This is a genomic window from Micromonospora sp. NPDC005220, from assembly GCF_040607895.1.
GTDB lineage: Bacteria > Actinomycetota > Actinomycetes > Mycobacteriales > Micromonosporaceae > Micromonospora.
Window position 1 is genome coordinate 1 of the sequence record NZ_JBEXHP010000115.1, and the last position, 17111, is coordinate 17111.

Annotated in this window: 12 protein-coding genes and 2 pseudogenes; 6 read left to right on the forward strand and 8 right to left on the reverse strand. The window is 72.3% G+C overall.

Features of this window, described 5'->3' with window-relative positions; all coding sequences use genetic code 11:
- Positions 1-48: 48 nt before the first annotated feature.
- The 3 genes and pseudogenes from ABZU52_RS27465 to mraZ all read right to left on the reverse strand — a co-directional run bounded on the left by ABZU52_RS27465 (position 49) and on the right by mraZ (position 2392).
- Entirely contained in the window at positions 49-654 is a 606-nt protein-coding gene (locus tag ABZU52_RS27465) for a hypothetical protein (protein WP_354973857.1), read from the reverse strand.
- Positions 644-1754, reverse strand: a pseudogene (rsmH, locus tag ABZU52_RS27470) (16S rRNA (cytosine(1402)-N(4))-methyltransferase RsmH). Before rsmH ends, ABZU52_RS27465 begins: the two are co-directional and overlap by 11 nt.
- A gap of 206 nt (positions 1755-1960) precedes the next feature.
- On the reverse strand, positions 1961-2392 hold the full coding sequence (mraZ, locus tag ABZU52_RS27475) for a division/cell wall cluster transcriptional repressor MraZ (protein WP_354973858.1): 432 nt from the start codon (positions 2390-2392) through the stop codon (positions 1961-1963).
- A gap of 355 nt (positions 2393-2747) precedes the next feature.
- On the opposite strand from mraZ, the gene ABZU52_RS27480 reads away from it, so the two are divergent.
- Genes ABZU52_RS27480 through ABZU52_RS27490 form a run of 3 tightly spaced genes read left to right on the forward strand, consistent with a single transcriptional unit; the run spans position 2748 to position 5384 of the window.
- A complete protein-coding gene (locus tag ABZU52_RS27480; RefSeq protein ID WP_354973866.1) occupies positions 2748-3995 on the forward strand; it encodes a MurT ligase domain-containing protein in 1248 nt (415 codons plus the stop codon).
- On the forward strand, positions 3985-4704 hold the full coding sequence (locus tag ABZU52_RS27485) for a glutamine amidotransferase (protein WP_354973859.1): 720 nt from the start codon (positions 3985-3987) through the stop codon (positions 4702-4704). The genes ABZU52_RS27480 and ABZU52_RS27485 overlap by 11 nt, the downstream gene beginning before the upstream one ends.
- Positions 4701-5384: a VTT domain-containing protein gene (locus ABZU52_RS27490; RefSeq protein ID WP_354973860.1), complete on the forward strand. Its 684-nt coding sequence runs from the start codon at positions 4701-4703 to the stop codon at positions 5382-5384. The genes ABZU52_RS27485 and ABZU52_RS27490 overlap by 4 nt, the downstream gene beginning before the upstream one ends.
- Before the next feature lie 162 nt (positions 5385-5546).
- Here ABZU52_RS27490 and leuS read toward each other — a convergent pair whose 3' ends face one another.
- Entirely contained in the window at positions 5547-8387 is a 2841-nt protein-coding gene (gene leuS, locus ABZU52_RS27495) for a leucine--tRNA ligase (protein WP_354973861.1), read from the reverse strand.
- A gap of 401 nt (positions 8388-8788) precedes the next feature.
- Between leuS and ABZU52_RS27500 the strand changes: the two genes are divergently transcribed.
- Genes ABZU52_RS27500 through ABZU52_RS27510 form a run of 3 tightly spaced genes read left to right on the forward strand, consistent with a single transcriptional unit; the run spans position 8789 to position 13629 of the window.
- Entirely contained in the window at positions 8789-9841 is a 1053-nt protein-coding gene (locus ABZU52_RS27500) for a MoxR family ATPase (protein ID WP_334499261.1), read from the forward strand.
- 1 nt (position 9842) lies between these two features.
- Entirely contained in the window at positions 9843-11141 is a 1299-nt protein-coding gene (locus tag ABZU52_RS27505) for a DUF58 domain-containing protein (protein WP_354973862.1), read from the forward strand.
- 16 nt (positions 11142-11157) lie between these two features.
- The gene (locus tag ABZU52_RS27510) at positions 11158-13629 is read left to right on the forward strand and encodes a DUF3488 and transglutaminase-like domain-containing protein (protein WP_354973863.1); all 2472 of its coding nucleotides are present in this window, start codon (positions 11158-11160) and stop codon (positions 13627-13629) included.
- 279 nt (positions 13630-13908) lie between these two features.
- Here ABZU52_RS27510 and ABZU52_RS27515 read toward each other — a convergent pair whose 3' ends face one another.
- The 4 genes and pseudogenes from ABZU52_RS27515 to ABZU52_RS27530 form a co-directional block, all read right to left on the reverse strand.
- The gene (locus ABZU52_RS27515; RefSeq protein ID WP_030334542.1) at positions 13909-14307 is read right to left on the reverse strand and encodes a DUF3040 domain-containing protein; all 399 of its coding nucleotides are present in this window, start codon (positions 14305-14307) and stop codon (positions 13909-13911) included.
- Positions 14308-14423: 116 nt separating this feature from the next.
- Positions 14424-15683 (reverse strand): DNA polymerase IV, encoded by a 1260-nt coding sequence (locus ABZU52_RS27520; RefSeq protein WP_354973864.1) that lies wholly within the window; start codon positions 15681-15683, stop codon positions 14424-14426.
- A gap of 63 nt (positions 15684-15746) precedes the next feature.
- Positions 15747-16919 carry a nucleotide pyrophosphatase/phosphodiesterase family protein gene (locus ABZU52_RS27525; RefSeq protein WP_354973865.1) on the reverse strand — a complete coding sequence of 391 codons (1173 nt, stop codon included), beginning with the start codon at positions 16917-16919 and terminating at the stop codon, positions 15747-15749.
- Positions 16916-17111 (reverse strand): annotated as a pseudogene (locus tag ABZU52_RS27530) (SAM-dependent methyltransferase); the annotation flags it as partial. The gene ABZU52_RS27525 and the pseudogene ABZU52_RS27530, both read right to left, overlap by 4 nt.

Here is a 17111-nt window from a genome sequence, read left to right on the forward strand (position 1 = left end):
GGACCCCGCAGGGTCCCGGCGCGGCTCGTCCGACCTTGGTGGCACCGGTCAGCCTCCCGCACCCTGGCTGGTCACCGACGGCTGGCCGTTCGCCGGCTGCGGCACCTCGAGCGTCTTGCCGTCCGGGAGCCGGATGTAGCCGGGCTCGCCGGCGTCGACCAGGCCCAGCCGCCGCGCCTCGGCGGTCAGGTTGCCCGGCGCCTCGGCGTCGGCGATCTGCTTGTCCAGCTGCTGCTTCTCCAGGTCCAGTCGAGCCTGCTGCTGCTGCAACCGCTCCAGCCGGAACGCGTTCTCATTGATCTTGGTGTTGACCGCCAGGATGCCGAGCACCCCGCCGACCACCAGCACCACGATCAGCGCCGCGAACGGCGCACGAGGCACCGACACCGGCGCCGGCGGCGCCACCCGCAGCCGGGGCGGGCGGGTGCCCGCCGCGTTGCCGGCCTTCTCGACCGGCCGCAGCGCGGCAGTGCCCTGAGTCGGGAACTCGCGCGCCCCCCGGGCGCGAGTCTCCCCCTGCCGATTCGTTCGATCGATGCGTGGCGTACCGTTTCCGAGGCGCGGAGCCCGCTCCGCCGCGATCCGGCCCCCCGACCGCGGTGCGCGCAGCCCGCCGCCGGTTACGTCCCGGCGGCCGCGCTTGTCAATGCTCATGTCCCTCCCCCTCAACGTCCGTCCCTCAAGCCGTCCCGGTGCCCCTGACCCCCCACGGATCAGGCGGACCCCGTGCCCGGTTGGTGCATTCCCTTCACCCGTCGGCGAGACCGTTCGCGGTCGGTCCGCCCTTGCTCTGTCGCGTTCGGGTCGAGTCGCTCCGCGGCCCGCAGCCGCACCGAGGCGGCCCGCGGGTTCGCGGCGACCTCCGCCTCCCCGGGCAGTTCGGCGCCCCGGCTGAGCAGCCGGAACGTCGGACCGGACCCGGGAAGCTCGACCGGGAGGTCAATCGGGCCCTTACTGCGGACCCGGTCCGTGAGGGCCGCCTTGGTGAGCCTGTCCTCCAGCGAGTGGTAGGACAGGACCACCATGCGACCGCCCACGGTCAGTGCGTCGAGTGCGGATGGCAACGCTGTCTCCAGCGCTGCCAGCTCTCTGTTTACCTCGATCCGTAAAGCCTGAAACGTTCTCTTTGCCGGGTGCCCACCCGTTCGTCGGGCTGGCGCCGGGATGGAGTCCCGAACCAGCTCCGCCAAAAGCGCGGACGAGGTGATCCGGGCTTTCTCCCGCTGCCGGATGATCGCCGAGGCGATCCGACCGGCGAACTTCTCCTCGCCGTACACCCGCAGCACCCGGGCCAGGTCCGGATGCGCGTACGTGTTGACCACCTCTTCGGCGGTCACCCCCCGGGTCTGGTCCATCCGCATGTCCAACGGCGCGTCCTGGGCGTACGCGAACCCGCGGTCGGGCGCGTCCAACTGCAACGACGAGACACCCAGGTCGAACAGGATGCCGTCGATGCCCGGATAGCCCAGCCGGTCCAGCACGTCCGGCAACTCGTCGTAGACGGCGTGCTCCAGGTGCACCCGATCGGCGAACCGGGCCAGTCGGACCCGCGCGTGGGCGAGCGCCTCGGTGTCCCGGTCGAGCCCGATCAGGACCGTGTCCGGATGCGCCTCGAGCACCGCCTCCGCGTGCCCGGCCAGGCCGAGCGTCGCGTCGACGTAGACCGTCCGGCCGCCTCGACCCAGCGCGGGGGCCAGCAGCTCGAGGCACCGCTCGAGCAGCACCGGCACGTGCGTGCCGCGCAACTCCCCCATGTTGACCCCCACTGGTTGAAACGTCCGTTCTTCTCGTGCGCCTGTCGTCGGACGGCGCTGCCGTCGTACCGCCAGATCCCCATCCGCTCCCGCCTGACACCGGACCGTCGCCCAATGACTGGATCGTGCGCCTGGCACCGGGGAAGTGATGCCAGGAACTCGAAAGCGGCTGGAGATCTCGCAGTACGTCGGGCGCCGTTACCGCCCTACAGACCGCCGGGCAGCACCCCCTCCTCGATGTCGGCGAAGTCGTCTTCGCTCTCGGCGAGGTAGGTCTCCCAGGCGACCCTGTCCCAGATCTCCACCCGCGTGCTCGCGCCAATCACGACGAGGTCGCGGTCCAGCGCGGCATAGGCCCGCAGGTGAGCCGGGATGGTCACCCGACCCTGCTTGTCCGGAACCTCGTCGTGCGCGCTGGCGAAGAAGACCCGGCTGTAGGCCCGGGCCGCCTTGTGTGTCATCGGCTGTGCGCGCAACTGCTCCGCGATCCGCTGGAACTCAGGGGTCGGGAAGACGTAGAGGCAGCGCTCCTGCCCTTTGGTGACCACGACACCCCCCGCCAGCTCATCCCGGAACTTGGCCGGAAGGATCAACCGGCCCTTTTCGTCCAGGCGCGGAGTGTGGGTGCCGAGAAACACCGGCCCAACCCCCTCGCCCCTGAGCGGCGTTCGCGGCGCCGCTGACCCCCCGGGCCGGTGAGCCCTCCCGGCCTCACCATTGGTCCCCACTCTACTCCACTTCCCTCCACCCGCAACCAAATTCGCCCGCGTGGCGCGGCTGACTCGGAGGCAAAACCGCACGTCACAAGGGGTGGAGCGGAGTGGAGGGCACCGGCGCCCCCTCGGCGTGGTCCGCTTTCCGACATAGATCGACTCCGTCCGGGGGACGCCGACCCGGCCGCCGGCGCCACCACCACGGCCGAACGGTTCACCGTCGGCGGCGATCTGGTGGGCCCGGCGGTCCGGTAACCTCGCTCGCGTGACGGACGCGAAAATGCCCATACGGGCCAAGGTGGCCAGCTCCGTGTCACGGACCGCCGCGGCGCTCTCCCGGGCGGCCGGCCGTGGCGACGGTTCGGTGATCGGCGGGTGGATCGGCCTGAAGATCGACCCGGACCTGCTGGCCCACCTGTCGGCCGGGCGCGCGATCGCGCTCGTCTCCGGCACCAACGGCAAGACCACCACCACCCGGTTGACCTCCGCCGCGGTCGGCGTGCTCGGCCGGGTCGCCACCAACTCCTTCGGCGCCAACATGCCCAGCGGGCACACCTCGGCGCTGGCCAAGGCCGGCAGCACCCCGTACGCGGTGCTGGAGGTCGACGAGCACTACCTGGCCCAGGTGCTGGAGGCGACCGAGCCACACGTGGTCGCGCTGCTGAACCTCTCCCGCGACCAGCTCGACCGCGCCAAGGAGGTCGCCATGATGGCGCAGCTCTGGCGTGCGGCGCTGGTCCGGCACACCGACGTACGGGTGGTGGCCAACGCCGACGACCCGCTGGTGGTCTGGGCCGCCACCCCGCCGGGCGACCCCGCCCGGGGCATCAACCCGCCGCACGTGACGTGGTTCAGCGCCGGCCAGCGCTGGCACGACGACTCCTGGGTCTGCCCGGAGTGCGGCTCCACGATCCAGCGCACCGGTGAGCAGTGGTGGTGCACCGGCTGCCCGCTACGCCGACCGGAGCCGCACTGGGTCGTCGAGGACGAGGGCGTGCTCGACCCCACCGGCGCCTGGCACAAGGTCTCCCTCCAACTGCCCGGCAAGGTCAACCTCGGCAACGCGGCGACCGCGCTGGCGGTGGCCGCCGAGTTCGGCGTCCGCCCCGTCGACGCGGTGTCCCGCCTCGGCATCGTCACCTCGGTGGCCGGCCGCTACGCGCAGGTCGACAAGGACGGCCGCAACATCCGGCTGCTGCTGGCCAAGAACCCGGCCAGTTGGCTGGAGGCGTTCGACATGGCCGACGACGCGCCGACCCTGCTCTCCATCAACGCGCGCGACCCCGACGGTCTGGACACCTCCTGGCTCTACGACGTCGACTTCGCCCCGCTCCGTGGCCGGCAGGTGTTGATCACCGGCGACCGGGCATACGACCTGGCGGTCCGGCTGGACGTCAACGACGTGCCGTTCCAGCACGTCCGCACGTTCGACGACGCGCTCCGGTCGGTCCCGCCCGGACGGCTGGAGGTCATCGCGAACTACACCGCGTTCCAGGACATCCGAGCGGAGTTGGACCGTGTCATCTGAGAGTCTGCGCATCGTCTGGATCTACCCCGACCTGCTCTCCACCTACGGCGACCGGGGCAACGCCCTGATCCTCGCCCGGCGGGCCCGCCAGCGCGGGATGCCGGTCGAGGTGCTGGAGGTCCGCTCCGGCGAGCGGCTGCCCGCGACCGCCGATATCTACCTGGTGGGCGGCGGCGAGGACGGCCCGCAGGCGCTCGGCGCCCAGCGGCTGCTCGCCGACGGCGGCCTGCACCGCGCGGTCGCCCAGGGCTCGGTCGTGTTCGGCGTCTGCGCCGGCTACCAACTGCTCGGCACCTCGTTCTTCGCCAAGGGCGTGCAGTGCCGTGGGCTGGAGCTGCTCGATCTGCAGTCCGACCGGGGCGAGAGCCGGGCCGTGGGCGAGCTGGCCGGGGAGATCGACCCCCGGCTGGGTTTGCCGCCGCTGACCGGTTTCGAGAACCACGGCGGCCGCACCCACCTCGGCCCGGAGGTCTCCCCGCTGGCCCGGGTCACCGCCGGGGTGGGCAACGACGGCGCCACCGAGGGCGCGTGGCGCGGCAAGCTGCTCGGCACCTACTCGCACGGGCCGGCGCTGGCTCGCAACCCGGCCCTGGCCGACCTGCTGCTGCGCTGGGCCACCGGGGCACACCAGCTCCCGCCGTTGGACGACACCTGGTCGGACCGGCTCCGCAACGAGCGCCGCTCCGCGGTGGCCGCCGCCCGGGCATGATCCGTGCCGTCCGGCGGGTGCTCCGGCAGCCGTCGGCCGCCCGGTTCGCCCTGCTGGTGCTGCTGATCGTCGGCTGCGGGTTGCTGCTGCTCCTGGTGCCCCGGCCGGATCCGGCGCAGCTGCCGCTGATCGCCGACCGGCTGGGCGACCTCGCCCCGGTGGCGGCGATCCTCGGGGGCGCGCTGCTACTCGTCGCGCTGGTGCCCCGGACCTTCATCACGCTCGCGGCGGGCGCGATCTTCGGCCCCTTGGAGGGTGCCGCGTACGCCCTGGGCGCCGCGTTGGTGGCTGCGGCGATCGGGTTCACAGTCGGCCGGTTGCTCGGCCGGGAGTTCGTGGCCGAACGGGTCCGCGGTCGGCTGGCCCGCCTCGACGGCTGGTTCGCCCGGCAGAGCGTGTTCGGTGTGGTCACCGTCCGGCTGCTGCCGATCGCCGGCTTCGGTCTGGTCAGCTACGGCTACGGCACGACCGGCGCCCGAGTGCTGCCGTTTCTGGCCGGTAGCGTGATCGCGTCCGCGCCGACCGCCTTCGGCTACGCGGCGATCGGCGCGGCGGTCAGCTCCCCCGGCCACGTCAACTGGTACGCCGCCGCGCCGGCCAGCCTCGGCCTGATCGCCAGCCTGGTGCTCGTCCACCAGTGGTGGCGCGCCGAACGCCGCCGCCGGCGGATGCCGGTCTGACCATGCGCGAGCTGACCTGACCAAGCCCGGCCCTGTGGCCCCGCCGCGTCGGACGGCGTGATGACTCAGAGACATATTTATGCCTCTGAGTCATCACGCTCGTTCCAGTGTTCGCTTCGGTGGACGTCACGCTGCGTGTGCTCCCTGACGCGGACACCAGTGTCAGGCGACGACCGAGACCATGCGGCCCTTGACCACGATGACCTTGCGGGGTTCCTTGCCGTTCAGGGTCGCCGCCACCGCTTCCAGGGCCGCCGCGCGGACGGTCTCCTCGGACGCGTCGGCGGGGACCTCGATGCGGCCACGGACCTTGCCGTTGACCTGCACCGGGTAGGTCACCGTGTCGGCCACCAGCAGCGCCGGGTCGGCGGTCGGGAAGTCCGCGTACGTCAACGAGGTGTCGTGGCCCAGCTTGCGCCACAGCTCCTCGGCCAGGTGCGGGGCGAACGGCGCCACCATCAGCACCAGCGGCTCGGCCACCTCGCGGGGCGTGGCCGACAGCCCGGTCAGCCCGTTGGTCAGCTGGATCAGCTTGGCGATCGCGGTGTTGAACCGGATGCCGTCCATGTCGCCGCGGACCCCGTCGATCACCGTGTGCAGCAGCCGGCGGGTCGCCTCGTCGGCCGGGTCCTCGGTGATCCGCAGGGCGCCGGTCTGCTCGTCGACGACCGCCCGCCACACCCGCTGCAGGAACCGGTACGAGCCGACCACCGCCCGGGTCTCCCACGGGCGGGAGACCTCCAGCGGGCCCATCGACATCTCGTACACCCGGAAGGTGTCCGCGCCGTACGCGGCGCACATGTCGTCGGGGGTCACCACGTTCTTCAGCGACTTGCCCATCTTGCCGTACTCGCGGTTGACCACCAGGTCTTCCAGGTAGTACGCACCGTCGCGCTCGACGACGTCCTCGGCCTGCACGTAGCTGCCGCGCGAGTCGGTGTACGCGTACGCCTGGATCATGCCCTGGTTGAACAGCTTGCGGAACGGCTCGAACGACGACACGTACCCCAGGTCGAACAGCACCTTGTGCCAGAACCGCGCGTACAGCAGGTGCAGCACGGCGTGCTCGGCCCCGCCGACGTACAGGTCGGTGCCGCCGCAGTCGCCCTCGCCGCGCGGACCCATCCAGTACCGCTCGTTCTCCGCGTCGACGAACCGCTCGCTGTTGGTCGGGTCCAGGTAGCGCAGCTCGTACCAGCAGGAGCCGGCCCACTGCGGCATCACGTTGGTTTCCCGGGTGTAGCGCTTCGGCCCGTCACCCAGGTCCAGCTCGACCTCGACCCAGTCGCGCCGCCGCGACAGCGGGGTCTCCGGGTTGCTGTCGGCGTCGTCGGCGTCGAACGTCTTCGGGGAGAAGTCGTCCACCTCCGGCAGCTCGACCGGCAGCATCTCCTCCGGCAGGGCGATGGCCGCGCCGGTCTCGTCGTAGACGATCGGGAACGGCTCACCCCAGTAACGCTGCCGGGAGAACAGCCAGTCGCGCAGCCGGTAGGTCACCGCGCCGGTGCCGTGCCCGTTCGCCTCCAGCCAGGCGATGATCGCCGCCTTGGCGTCGGCGACCCCCAGGCCGTTCAGGTCCAGGCCGCGCTCGGGCGCGGCGCTGTTGATGGCCGGGCCGTCACCGGTGTACGCCTTGCCGTCGAAGCCCTCCGCCGGCTGCACGGTCCGCACGATGGGCAGCTCGAAGACCTCGGCGAACGCCCAGTCCCGCTCGTCCTGCGCCGGCACCGCCATGATCGCGCCGGTGCCGTAGCCGGCCAGCACGTAATCGGCGATGAAGATCGGAATCTGCCCACCGGTGACCGGGTTGGTGGCGTACGCGCCGATGAAGACGCCGGTCTTCTCCTTGCTGTCGGACTGCCGCTCGACGTCGGTCTTGGCGGCCGCCGCCTTGCGGTACGCCTCGATGGCCTCCCGGGGGGTGGTGTGCCCGCCGGTCCAGGCGTCCCTGGTGCCGTCCGGCCAACCGGTCGGCGCCAGCGTGTCGACCAACTCGTGCTCGGGCGCCAGCACCATGTAGGTGGCGCCGAAGACGGTGTCCGGGCGGGTCGTGAACACCCGCACCGGCGCCGCGGTGGTCGGGAAGTCGATGTGGGCGCCGGTGGAGCGGCCGATCCAGTTGCGCTGCATCAGCTTGATCGGCTCGGGCCAGTCCAGGCTGTCCAGGTCGTCCAGCAGCCGGTCACCGTACGCGGTGATCCGCATCATCCACTGCTTCAGGTTGCGCTTGAAGACCGGGAAGTTGCCCCGCTCGGAACGGCCGTCGGCGGTGACCTCCTCGTTGGCCAGCACGGTGCCCAGCCCCGGGCACCAGTTCACCGGCGCCTGCGAGACGTACGCCAGGCGGTGGTCGTCGACGACCTGGCGGCGCTCGGCGACGCTCAGCTCGGCCCAGGCTCGACCGTCCGGGGTGGGCCGGTTACCGCCCTCGAACTCGGCGATCAGCTCGGCGATCGGACGGGCCTTGCCTGCGTCGCGGTCGTACCAGGAGTTGAAGATCTGCAGGAAGATCCACTGGGTCCAGCGGTAGAAGTCGGTGTCGATGGTGGCCACCGAGCGGCGCTCGTCGTGCGCCAGCCCCAGCCGGCGCAGCTGCGCCTTGTACCGCTCGATGTTCGCGACAGTGGTGGTCCGGGGGTGGGTGCCGGTCTGCACCGCGTACTGCTCGGCGGGCAGGCCGAACGCGTCGAAGCCCATCGCGTGCAGCACGTTGCGGCCGGCCATCCGCTGGTAGCGGGCGTAGCAGTCGGTGCCGATGTAGCCCAGCGGGTGGCCGACGTGCAGGCCCGCTCCGGAGGGGTACGGGAACATGTCCAGCACGTACAGCTTCTCCGCGCCGGCGCGTGGGTGGGTCGGGTCGGCCAGCGGGCCGGTCGGGTTCGGTGCGTGGAAGGTGCCCTCGCGCGCCCAGATGTCCTGCCAACGAATCTCGATCTCGTCGGCCAGGGCCGCGGTGTACCGGAACGGGGGAATGTCGCCCGCCGGTGCGGCTGCCTCACTCATCGTCTCTCCTCGCTTCGCTTCGCTTCGTCTCGGCACCACCGGGCCGGGCCGGCGGCGGGCACAAAAAAGCCCCTCGCGCAGGAGGGGCCGCCGTGCTGTCGCTGCGTTCAGCGCATCAGCACGGCCCGGTAAGAAGCAGGAAGACTCCGGCCATGTCCCGCAGTGTACCCCGCCCACGATTCGTCCTGCCGGCCCCCGGCGGGTCGAACCCGTTCCCCCGAGCTGGCGAATATCGGTGCGTAACCGACGGACTACCTGCGGGGGTCGGCGATAACGACAAACATGGTTAGCCTGAGAGGCCAGTGAGATTCCTGCGGCAAACGAGGCTCGACGTCGCGAACCCAACGGCGGGTCCAGGTGCTCTCTACAGAGCTGCCGTGACGGCGACGAGGAGGAGGCCCGTGACACAACAGACCTGGGACGAGGTGGGCGGCCTGTTGCCGCACGACGAGTTCCGCGCCGCCAGTGAGGCCATTGTGGCCAACATCGAGCAGGTCATCGAGGGTAAGACCGCCACCGTGCGGCTCGCTCTGGCCGTCCTGCTCGCCGAGGGTCACCTCCTGATCGAAGACGTCCCGGGTGTCGGCAAGACCAAGCTTGCCAAGGCCCTCGCGCGGTCCATCGACTGCACCGTGCGGCGCATCCAGTTCACCCCCGACCTGCTGCCCAGCGATGTCACCGGGGTCAGCGTCTACAACCAGGAGACGCACGACTTCGAGTTCCGTCCGGGCGCCGTGTTCGCCAACCTGGTGGTCGGCGACGAGATCAACCGGGCCTCGCCGAAGACCCAGTCGGCGTTGCTGGAGTGCATGGAGGAACGGCAGGTCACCGTCGACGGGGTGACGTACCAACTGCAGACCCCGTTCATGGTGATCGCCACCCAGAACCCGATCGAGATGGAGGGCACCTACCCGCTGCCGGAGGCGCAGCGCGACCGGTTCACCGCCCGCATCGCGATGGGTTACCCGGACTCCCACGCCGAGCTGGCCATGCTCGACGGGCACGGCGCCACCGATCCGCTGCACGAGCTGCGCGCGGTCTCCGACGCGGCCATCGTCCGGCAGCTGATCGCCACCGTCCGCCAGGTGCACGTCGCGGACGCGGTCAAGCAGTACGCGATCGACCTGGTGACCGCCACCCGCGAGGCCCCCGACCTGCGGCTCGGCGCGTCCCCACGGGCGACCCTGCAACTGCTGCGCACCGCCCGGGCGGTCGCCGCCCTGGAGGGCCGCGACTACGTCCTCCCCGACGACCTGCAGGCGCTGGCGGTGCCGGTGCTCGCCCACCGGATCATCCCGACCGCCGACGCGCAGCTCGCCCGACGCACCACCGACGCGATCGTCTCCGAGCTGGTGCACCGCCTGCCGCTGCCACACGACCGGCAGCGCAACCCGTACGACACCCGGCCCGCCACCGGCAACGGCCGCGCGCCCTACGAGCCGCGGAGGCCGTGACGTGCGTGCCGGGCTACGCGGGCTGACCACCCGCGGGCGGTCCTTCCTCGCCGCCGCGACCGCGGCGGCGATCTCAGCCGGCATCCTCGGCGAGAAGGACCTGCTCCGGGTGGCTGTGCTGTTGGCCATCCTGCCGTTGCTGGCCGCCGCCTACGTCGGGCGGAGCCGCTACAAGCTGGCCTGCAACCGTTCGCTGGACCCGCACCGGGTTCCGGTCGGGGCCAACTCCCGGGTGGTGCTGCGCCTGCAGAACCTCTCCCGGCTGCCGACCGGCACCCTGCTCCTGGAGGACCGGCTGCCCTATGCGCTGGGCAGCCGGCCCCGGGTGGTGTTGGAGCGGCTCGGCGCACACCAGGCCAGCTCCGTGGCGTACACGGTGCGGGCCGACGTGCGGGGCCGCTACGACGTGGGCCCGCTGGTCGTCCGGATGACCGACCCGTTCGGCCTCTGCGAGCTCACCCGATCCTTCCCCAGCACCGATCACCTGACGGTCATCCCGCAGGTCAACCCGCTGCCGTCGGTCCGGCTCCCCGGGGAGTACGCGGGCAGCGGCGACAGCCGGGCCCGCTCGGTGGCGGTGCACGGCGAGGACGACGCGGCGACCCGGGAGTACCGGCGCGGCGACGACCTGCGCCGGGTGCACTGGAAGTCCACGGCCCGCACCGGCGAGCTGATGGTGCGCCGCGAGGAGCAACCGTGGGAGAGCCGGGCCACCGTCGTCCTGGACACCCGGGCGTACGGCCACCGCGGCGAGGGGCCGACGGCCAGTTTCGAGTGGTCGGTCTCGGCCGCCGCGAGCGTCGCCGTCCACCTGCGGCAGGCCGGCTACAAGTTGCGCCTGGTCACCGGCTCGGGGGCAGATGTGGACGCCTCGGAGGCCGGCGGGGACGGGGCGCTGCTCGACCACCTCGCGGAGGTCCGGCTGGATCAGCGCGCCGAGGTGAGCGGTCTGGTGCAGCGGGTCCGTCAACGCGCCGACGGCGGTCTGATCATCGGCTTGTTCGGCACGGTCAGTGTGGCCGAGGCGGAACTGCTGGCCGGGCTGCGGGGCAACGGCGCCACCTGCGTCGGCTTCCTGCTGAACAGCTCCACCTGGCTCAGCCTGCCGGAGAAGGCCCGGGCCGAGGCGGAGCACGCTCACGCCGCCGCCGTCCTCGCCATGCTGCAGAGCGGCTGGCGGGTGGTCGGCGTCGACCACGGCGGCCGGCTACCGGCGCTGTGGCCGCAGGTCGGCCGGGGCGCTCAGGGGTTCGCCCTGCGGGCCGCGCTGGCCGAGACGGTCGCCGGCGGTGTGCGATGAACGGAAGGCTCCCCTCATGATCAGCAGTCGGAACATCGGCGTGGTGGCGGCCGCGGCCACGCTGCTGGCCGCCGCGCCGCTGTCGGCCATCTTCCAGGGCTGGACGTGGTTGATCGAGTCCATCATCGCGGTCGCCGTGGTGGCCGGGGTGGCCGCGTTGACCCGACTCGCCCGGGCGCCGCTGTGGGGCCAGGTGCTGGGCATGCTGGCCGGCCTGATGCTCGCCCTGACCTGGTTGTTCCCCAGCGGTGAGGAGCTGCTCGCGGTCCTGCCCACCCCGGGCACGTTCGCGTACTTCGGTGATCTGCTCGCCGGCTCCATGCAGGACATGCGCTCGTACGGGGTCGAGGTCCCGGACACGGACCCGCTGCTGTTCATCGCCGTACTCGGCGTCGGCGGGGTCGCCGTGCTGGTGGACGTGCTGGCGGTGGGGCTGCGTCGGCCCGCACTCGCGGGGCTGCCGATGCTCGCCATCTACTCGGTGCCGGTCGCCGTCTACGTGGACAGCGTCCCCGCGGTGCCGTTCGTGGTGGGCGCCGCCGGTTACCTCTGGCTGCTGGTCACCGACAACGTCGACCGGGTACGCCGCTTCGGGCGCCGATTCACCGGTGATGGCCGCGACGTCGACGTGTGGGAGGCCTCCCCGCTGGCGTCCGCCGGCCGCCGGCTCGCGGCGGTCGGGGTGGCCCTGGCGGTGGTGCTGCCGCTGGCGGTACCCGGCATGACCAGCGGGCTGCTCGACTCGCTCAGCCAGGGGTCGGGCAACGGCAGCGGCAACGGGTCCGGCTCGGGCGGCACGTCGGGTCGGATCGACCTGTTCGCCTCGCTCGCCGGCCAGCTCAACCAGTCCCAGGTGGCCGACCTGGTCAAGGTGACCACGTCCGAGCCGAACCCCTTCTACCTGCGCTACGCGGTCGCCGACGAGCTGCGGCCCAATGGTTTCCAGGCACGTAACCCCAGCGGCCGGTCGGTCAACCGGGACCTGCCGAACCCGGCCGACCGGGCCGGCCGAGGCGTGCAGCAGACCACCTACCAGGCGACCGTCGAGGTCACCAAGAGCCTGAGCATGTCGCTGATGCCGGTGTACGCCGAGCCGACCCGCACCGACGACCTCAGCGACAACTGGCTCTACGACAGCAACCAGCAGGTCGTCTTCTCCAACCGGGAGAACTCCCGGGGTCGGAAGTACTCCTTCGACTACGTCCGCTCGACGTTCACGCCCGCCGCGTTGCGGGCCGCGCAACCGCTGCCGACCGACCACCCCGTACGCCGACAGATGACCGCCACCCCCGCCCCGGTGCCCGAGGTGGAGGAGCTGGTCAAGAGGCTGATCCAGGGCAAGCGCACGAACTACGACCGGGTGTTGGCGATTTACCAGCACTTTTCGGCGGACAACGGTTTCAGCTACCGGTTGAGCACCGAGAGCGGCAGCAGCGGTCAGGACATCGTCAACTTTCTGACCAACAAGGTCGGCTACTGCCAGCAGTACGCGGCCGCGATGGCCTGGCTGGTCCGCGCGGCCGGCATTCCGGCCCGGGTGGCCTTCGGGTTCACCAACGGCACCAAGCGCGACGGTGACACCTTCACGCTGACCAACCTCAACCTGCACGCCTGGACCGAGGTCTACTTCGACGGGGCGGGCTGGGTGCCGTTCGACGCCACCCCGGCGTACGGGGTGCCCGGCTCGACCCGGTCGACCTGGGCACCGGACGTTGACGCGCCGGAGCCGTCCACCCCGGGTCCCGATGTCACGAACACCCCGGAGGATCCGAATTCGTCGGCCGGCCCGGAGGGCCCGGACAACGCCGACCGGGACACCGACAACGGGCTCGCTCTTGGCGGGACGACCCCGGACGAGCAGCCACCGGTCTGGCCCTGGTGGGCGGCGGGCCTGGTGGCCCTGCTGGTGCTGCTCGCGGTGCCCGCGCTGCGCCGGGTGGCCCTGCGCCGCCGACGGGGTGGCCGCGCGGCGAGCGCGGCGATGGTCCCCGCGAGCGTCGACGACGGCGGCGAGCCGGGGACGCGACCGGTGGTGGTGAGCGTGGACGCCAACCGGGCCCGCGAGGACGCGCACGCCGCCTGGGCGGAGCTGCTCGACACACTGGTGGACTTCCGGGTCCCGGTCGATCCGACCGAGACGCCCAGGGCGACAGCGGACCGGTTGGTCCGGGACGCCCTCGACGATGGCGACGCGATCGGGTCGGCGCGGCTGCTCGGCCGGGCGGAGGAGCGGGCCCGCTACGCGCGGGATCCGCTGACCGGTGAGCGGTTGCTGCCGGCGCTACGCGAGGTCCGTGCGGCGCTCGCCACGCGGGCGGACAGACGGACCCGCCTGCTCGCCGCCGTGCTGCCGCCCTCGGTGCTGCTGCGGTGGCGTACCGCCCTGGCGGACAGGTCCAGCCGGATGGTGGCGCTCACCGGGCAGGCCCGGTATCGACTGCTGCGGTGGAACCCTCGACGGCTGCTGGCCGACCGGGCAGCTCGCTGACCGAGCGGTTCGTGGGCGGGGGCGGCGGCCACCACCGCCGCCCCACCCCCTGTACCTGCTTACCGTTCCCATGATCGTGCTCGATCCCAGGAAAGACGCCCTTCCCAGGGCGCACGATGCCACTACATCCAGGATCGAGCACGATCATGCGGAGAGTGGTCCTGCCGATAGTGGGCAGCTGGGAAGAGGACGTGCGGATACGACGGAGGTCGCCGGGGGCTGTGCCCGGCGACCGCTCGCTCGTCGCGGCGTACGGCCCGCCTCAGCGGCGGGACCGGCTCAGCGGTGCCCCTCCGGGCGCTGCCGCCACCTGTCCTCCATGCGGTCCAGGATCGACGACCGACGACCGGATCGGCCACCGCGGGGACGACGACGACTCGTCGTGCCGCCCACCACGTGCAGGTCGGGTGACTGCGCCCGCCGGTGCGACTGCACCGCGAACGCGGCCGACGCCAGCATGACGACGAAGCCCGCCACCGCCAGTGGTGGAGTCTTGATCACCGCGCCATAGACCAGTAGAGCCAAGCCAGCGATGATGACGCCGGCGGCGACGAGCAGGCGACGCCGCGCATGGAAGCGCGGATCGCTGGCGCGCACGGCCGAGGCGAATTTGGGGTCCTCGGCAAGCGACCGCTCGATCTGCTCGAACAGCCGCTGCTCGTGCTCCGAGAGCGGCACGGCACTCCTCCCCGGTCACGTTGGTCAGGCCCACTCGGGCCGACAGACCGTGGCAGCCAACCGGCTGCTTACCCGCAAGTCTACGAGGGGGGTCGCGCGTCGGAAAGCGGGACGACCTATGGGCGGGGTGGATTTTCGTTTCGACGAGCATCACGGTCGCCCATCAGACTGGCCGGACCTATGACGGACCGCCCGAAACGGGCAGCGGCGGCGTCCGCGGCAGCTTCCGCCTCGCGCCAGCCGCGCTCGGGCGCGCCGAGGGTGAGCTGCCGGGGAGCGCCCTTCGCCGGGGCGAGCCCCTCCACCCGGACACCGACGAGTCGGATTCGCTCGCCCGGGTCCAACGCGGTGTAGAGCGCCCAGACCGTGTCGAACATCTCGCGGGCGGTGTCGGTGGGGACGTCGAGGGTGCGGGATCGGCTGACGGTGCGGAAGTCGGCCAGCCGGACCTTGAGGGAGATGGTGCGCCCGACCTGCTCGGAGCCGCGCAACCGGACACCGACCTTCGCGCTCAGCGCGAGCAACGCACGGCGGATCTCCAACGGGTCGGCCACGTCGACATCGAAGGTCAGCTCAGCGCCGATCGACTTGTCGACGTGCTCGGGGCTGACCCCGCGCGGGTCGCGCCCCCAGGACAACTCGTGCAGGTGCGACGCCGAGGCGGCACCGACGGCTCGGCGGAGCATGCCCACCGGCGCCTCGGCGAGGTCGCCGACGGTGGCCAGGCCGAGCCGGCGCAGCGCCTCGGCGGCGCGCTCCCCCACCCCCCACAGGGCGTCCACCGGCAGCGGGTGCAGGAAGTCGAGCACCTGCGCCGGGGGCACCACCAGCAGACCGTCCGGCTTGGCCCGGGTGGAACCCAGCTTGGCCACGAACTTGCTCGGCGCCACCCCCACCGAGCAGGTCAGCGCCTGCTCGTCGGCGACCCGGCGACGGATCAGCCGGGCGATGGTGGCCGGGGAGCCGAAGAGCCGACGGGCGCCGGTCACGTCGAGGAACGCCTCGTCGAGGGAGAGCGGCTCGACCAGCGGCGTGACGTCCCGGAAGATCTGCATGACGGCCTGGGAGGCGGCCGAGTAGGCGGAGAAATCTGGAGGCAGGTAGACCGCCTGGGGGCAGCGGGCCCGGGCCTGACTGGTCGGCATCGCGCTGCGTACGCCGTACCGGCGGGCCTCGTAGCTGGCCGAGCTGACCACCCCGCGCGGACCGACGCCGCCCACGACCACCGGTCGGCCGCGCAACTCGGGGCGGCGGCGCACCTCGACGGCGGCGAAGAAGGCGTCCATGTCGACGTGCAGGATCGGGCTGGCGGAGTCGTCGGCGTCCGGCCCGAAGCGCGGATCGTCGCCCCGGGGCAACGACTGGCTGCGGCCCATCCCGGCAGATTAACCCGGGGGTACGACACCACCATCGGCCAGCGGGCCGGACCGTCCCCGGGGTCAGCCCCGGACGACCAGCAGCGGCACGGTCAGCTCGGCGGCGGTGTCCGACCCGTGGTAGGCCACCAACTTCGACGCCATCGGCCGCTCGGTACGACTGGCCATGACCGCGTACGTGTCGTTGCAGGTCACCACCACGTCACCGATCCGGCCCAGGTGCTCCTCGGGCACCGGCCCGAACCAGCCGGTGGCCACCACCTCGTCGCGGGTGCGTACCCGGGCCGTGCCGCCCAGCACCTCCGACCAGGCGGCCAGCACGTCGTCGACCGCGCCCGGCTCGACGTGCAGGTAACGCACCCGGGCCTCGCCGGCCACCAGCCGCACACCGCCCCGCAGTCGCGGATCGGTGTCCAGGTCGAAGCGGTGCGCGGCGGGAATGTCGAGCTGCCCGTGGTCGGCGGTCACCAGCAGCGCCGCGTCCGGGGGCAGCCCGTCGACCAGCCGGGCGACCAGGGCGTCCACCTCGGTGGCGGCGACCCGCCAGGGTGCCGAGTCGACGCCGCTGACGTGCCCGTGCCGGTCCAGGTCGGCGTGGTAACCGGAGACCAGTGTGGGCCCGCTGCCGGCGGCCAACGCGGCCAGCATGGCGGTGGCCACCGCGTCCCCGCCGGCGGCGCCCCGGAAGTCGCCACCCCGGTTGGCGGCGACTGTCAACCCACTTCCACCGAACTCCGGCCGACTCACCACTGTCGTCGTCACGCCGGCGGCGCGGGCCCGCTCCAGCTGGGTCGGCACCGGCTGCCAGCGCAGTGGCGACGGCTCGGCGGCCCAGTCGGTGTGGGTGAGCACCCGATCGGTGCCGGGCACCCGCACGGTGAAGCCGAGCACCCCGTGCGCGCCCGGCGCCACCCCGGTGCCCAGCGACACCAGGCTGGTCGGGGTGGTGGACGGGAAACCGGCGATGAGCGGCCGGGCCACCGTCGCGGCGAGCCCGGCCAGGGTCGGCGCGTACGGCGCGGCGGTCGGCAACTGGTACCACCCGAGCCCGTCGACGAGCAGCACGGCGATGCGGCGTACCCCGGCCAACGCAGGCAGCAGCCCGAGCGGGTCGCTCGAGCCGGGCACCCCCAGCACGGCCAGCGCGCTGGGCAGCACATCGGTCAGCCGACCGCCGCCGTGATCCGGCCCGAGGATCTCCAGCGCCGCCGGCCGGCCCCCGGCCTCGGCGATCATGCGGGCCGGCGGGCGAACAGGTGCAGTTGGGCGGCCAGGTCCCGGTACGGCGGTTGGGCGGCCAGCGCACGCTCCAGCTCGACCAGGGCGGCGGGCTGCCCGTCGGCAACCGCGGCCGGTAGCAGGTCAGCCAGCACGCGTACCCCGTGGATCTCCTCGACCACCAGCCCGGCGGCGCCGAGCAGCGCGGCG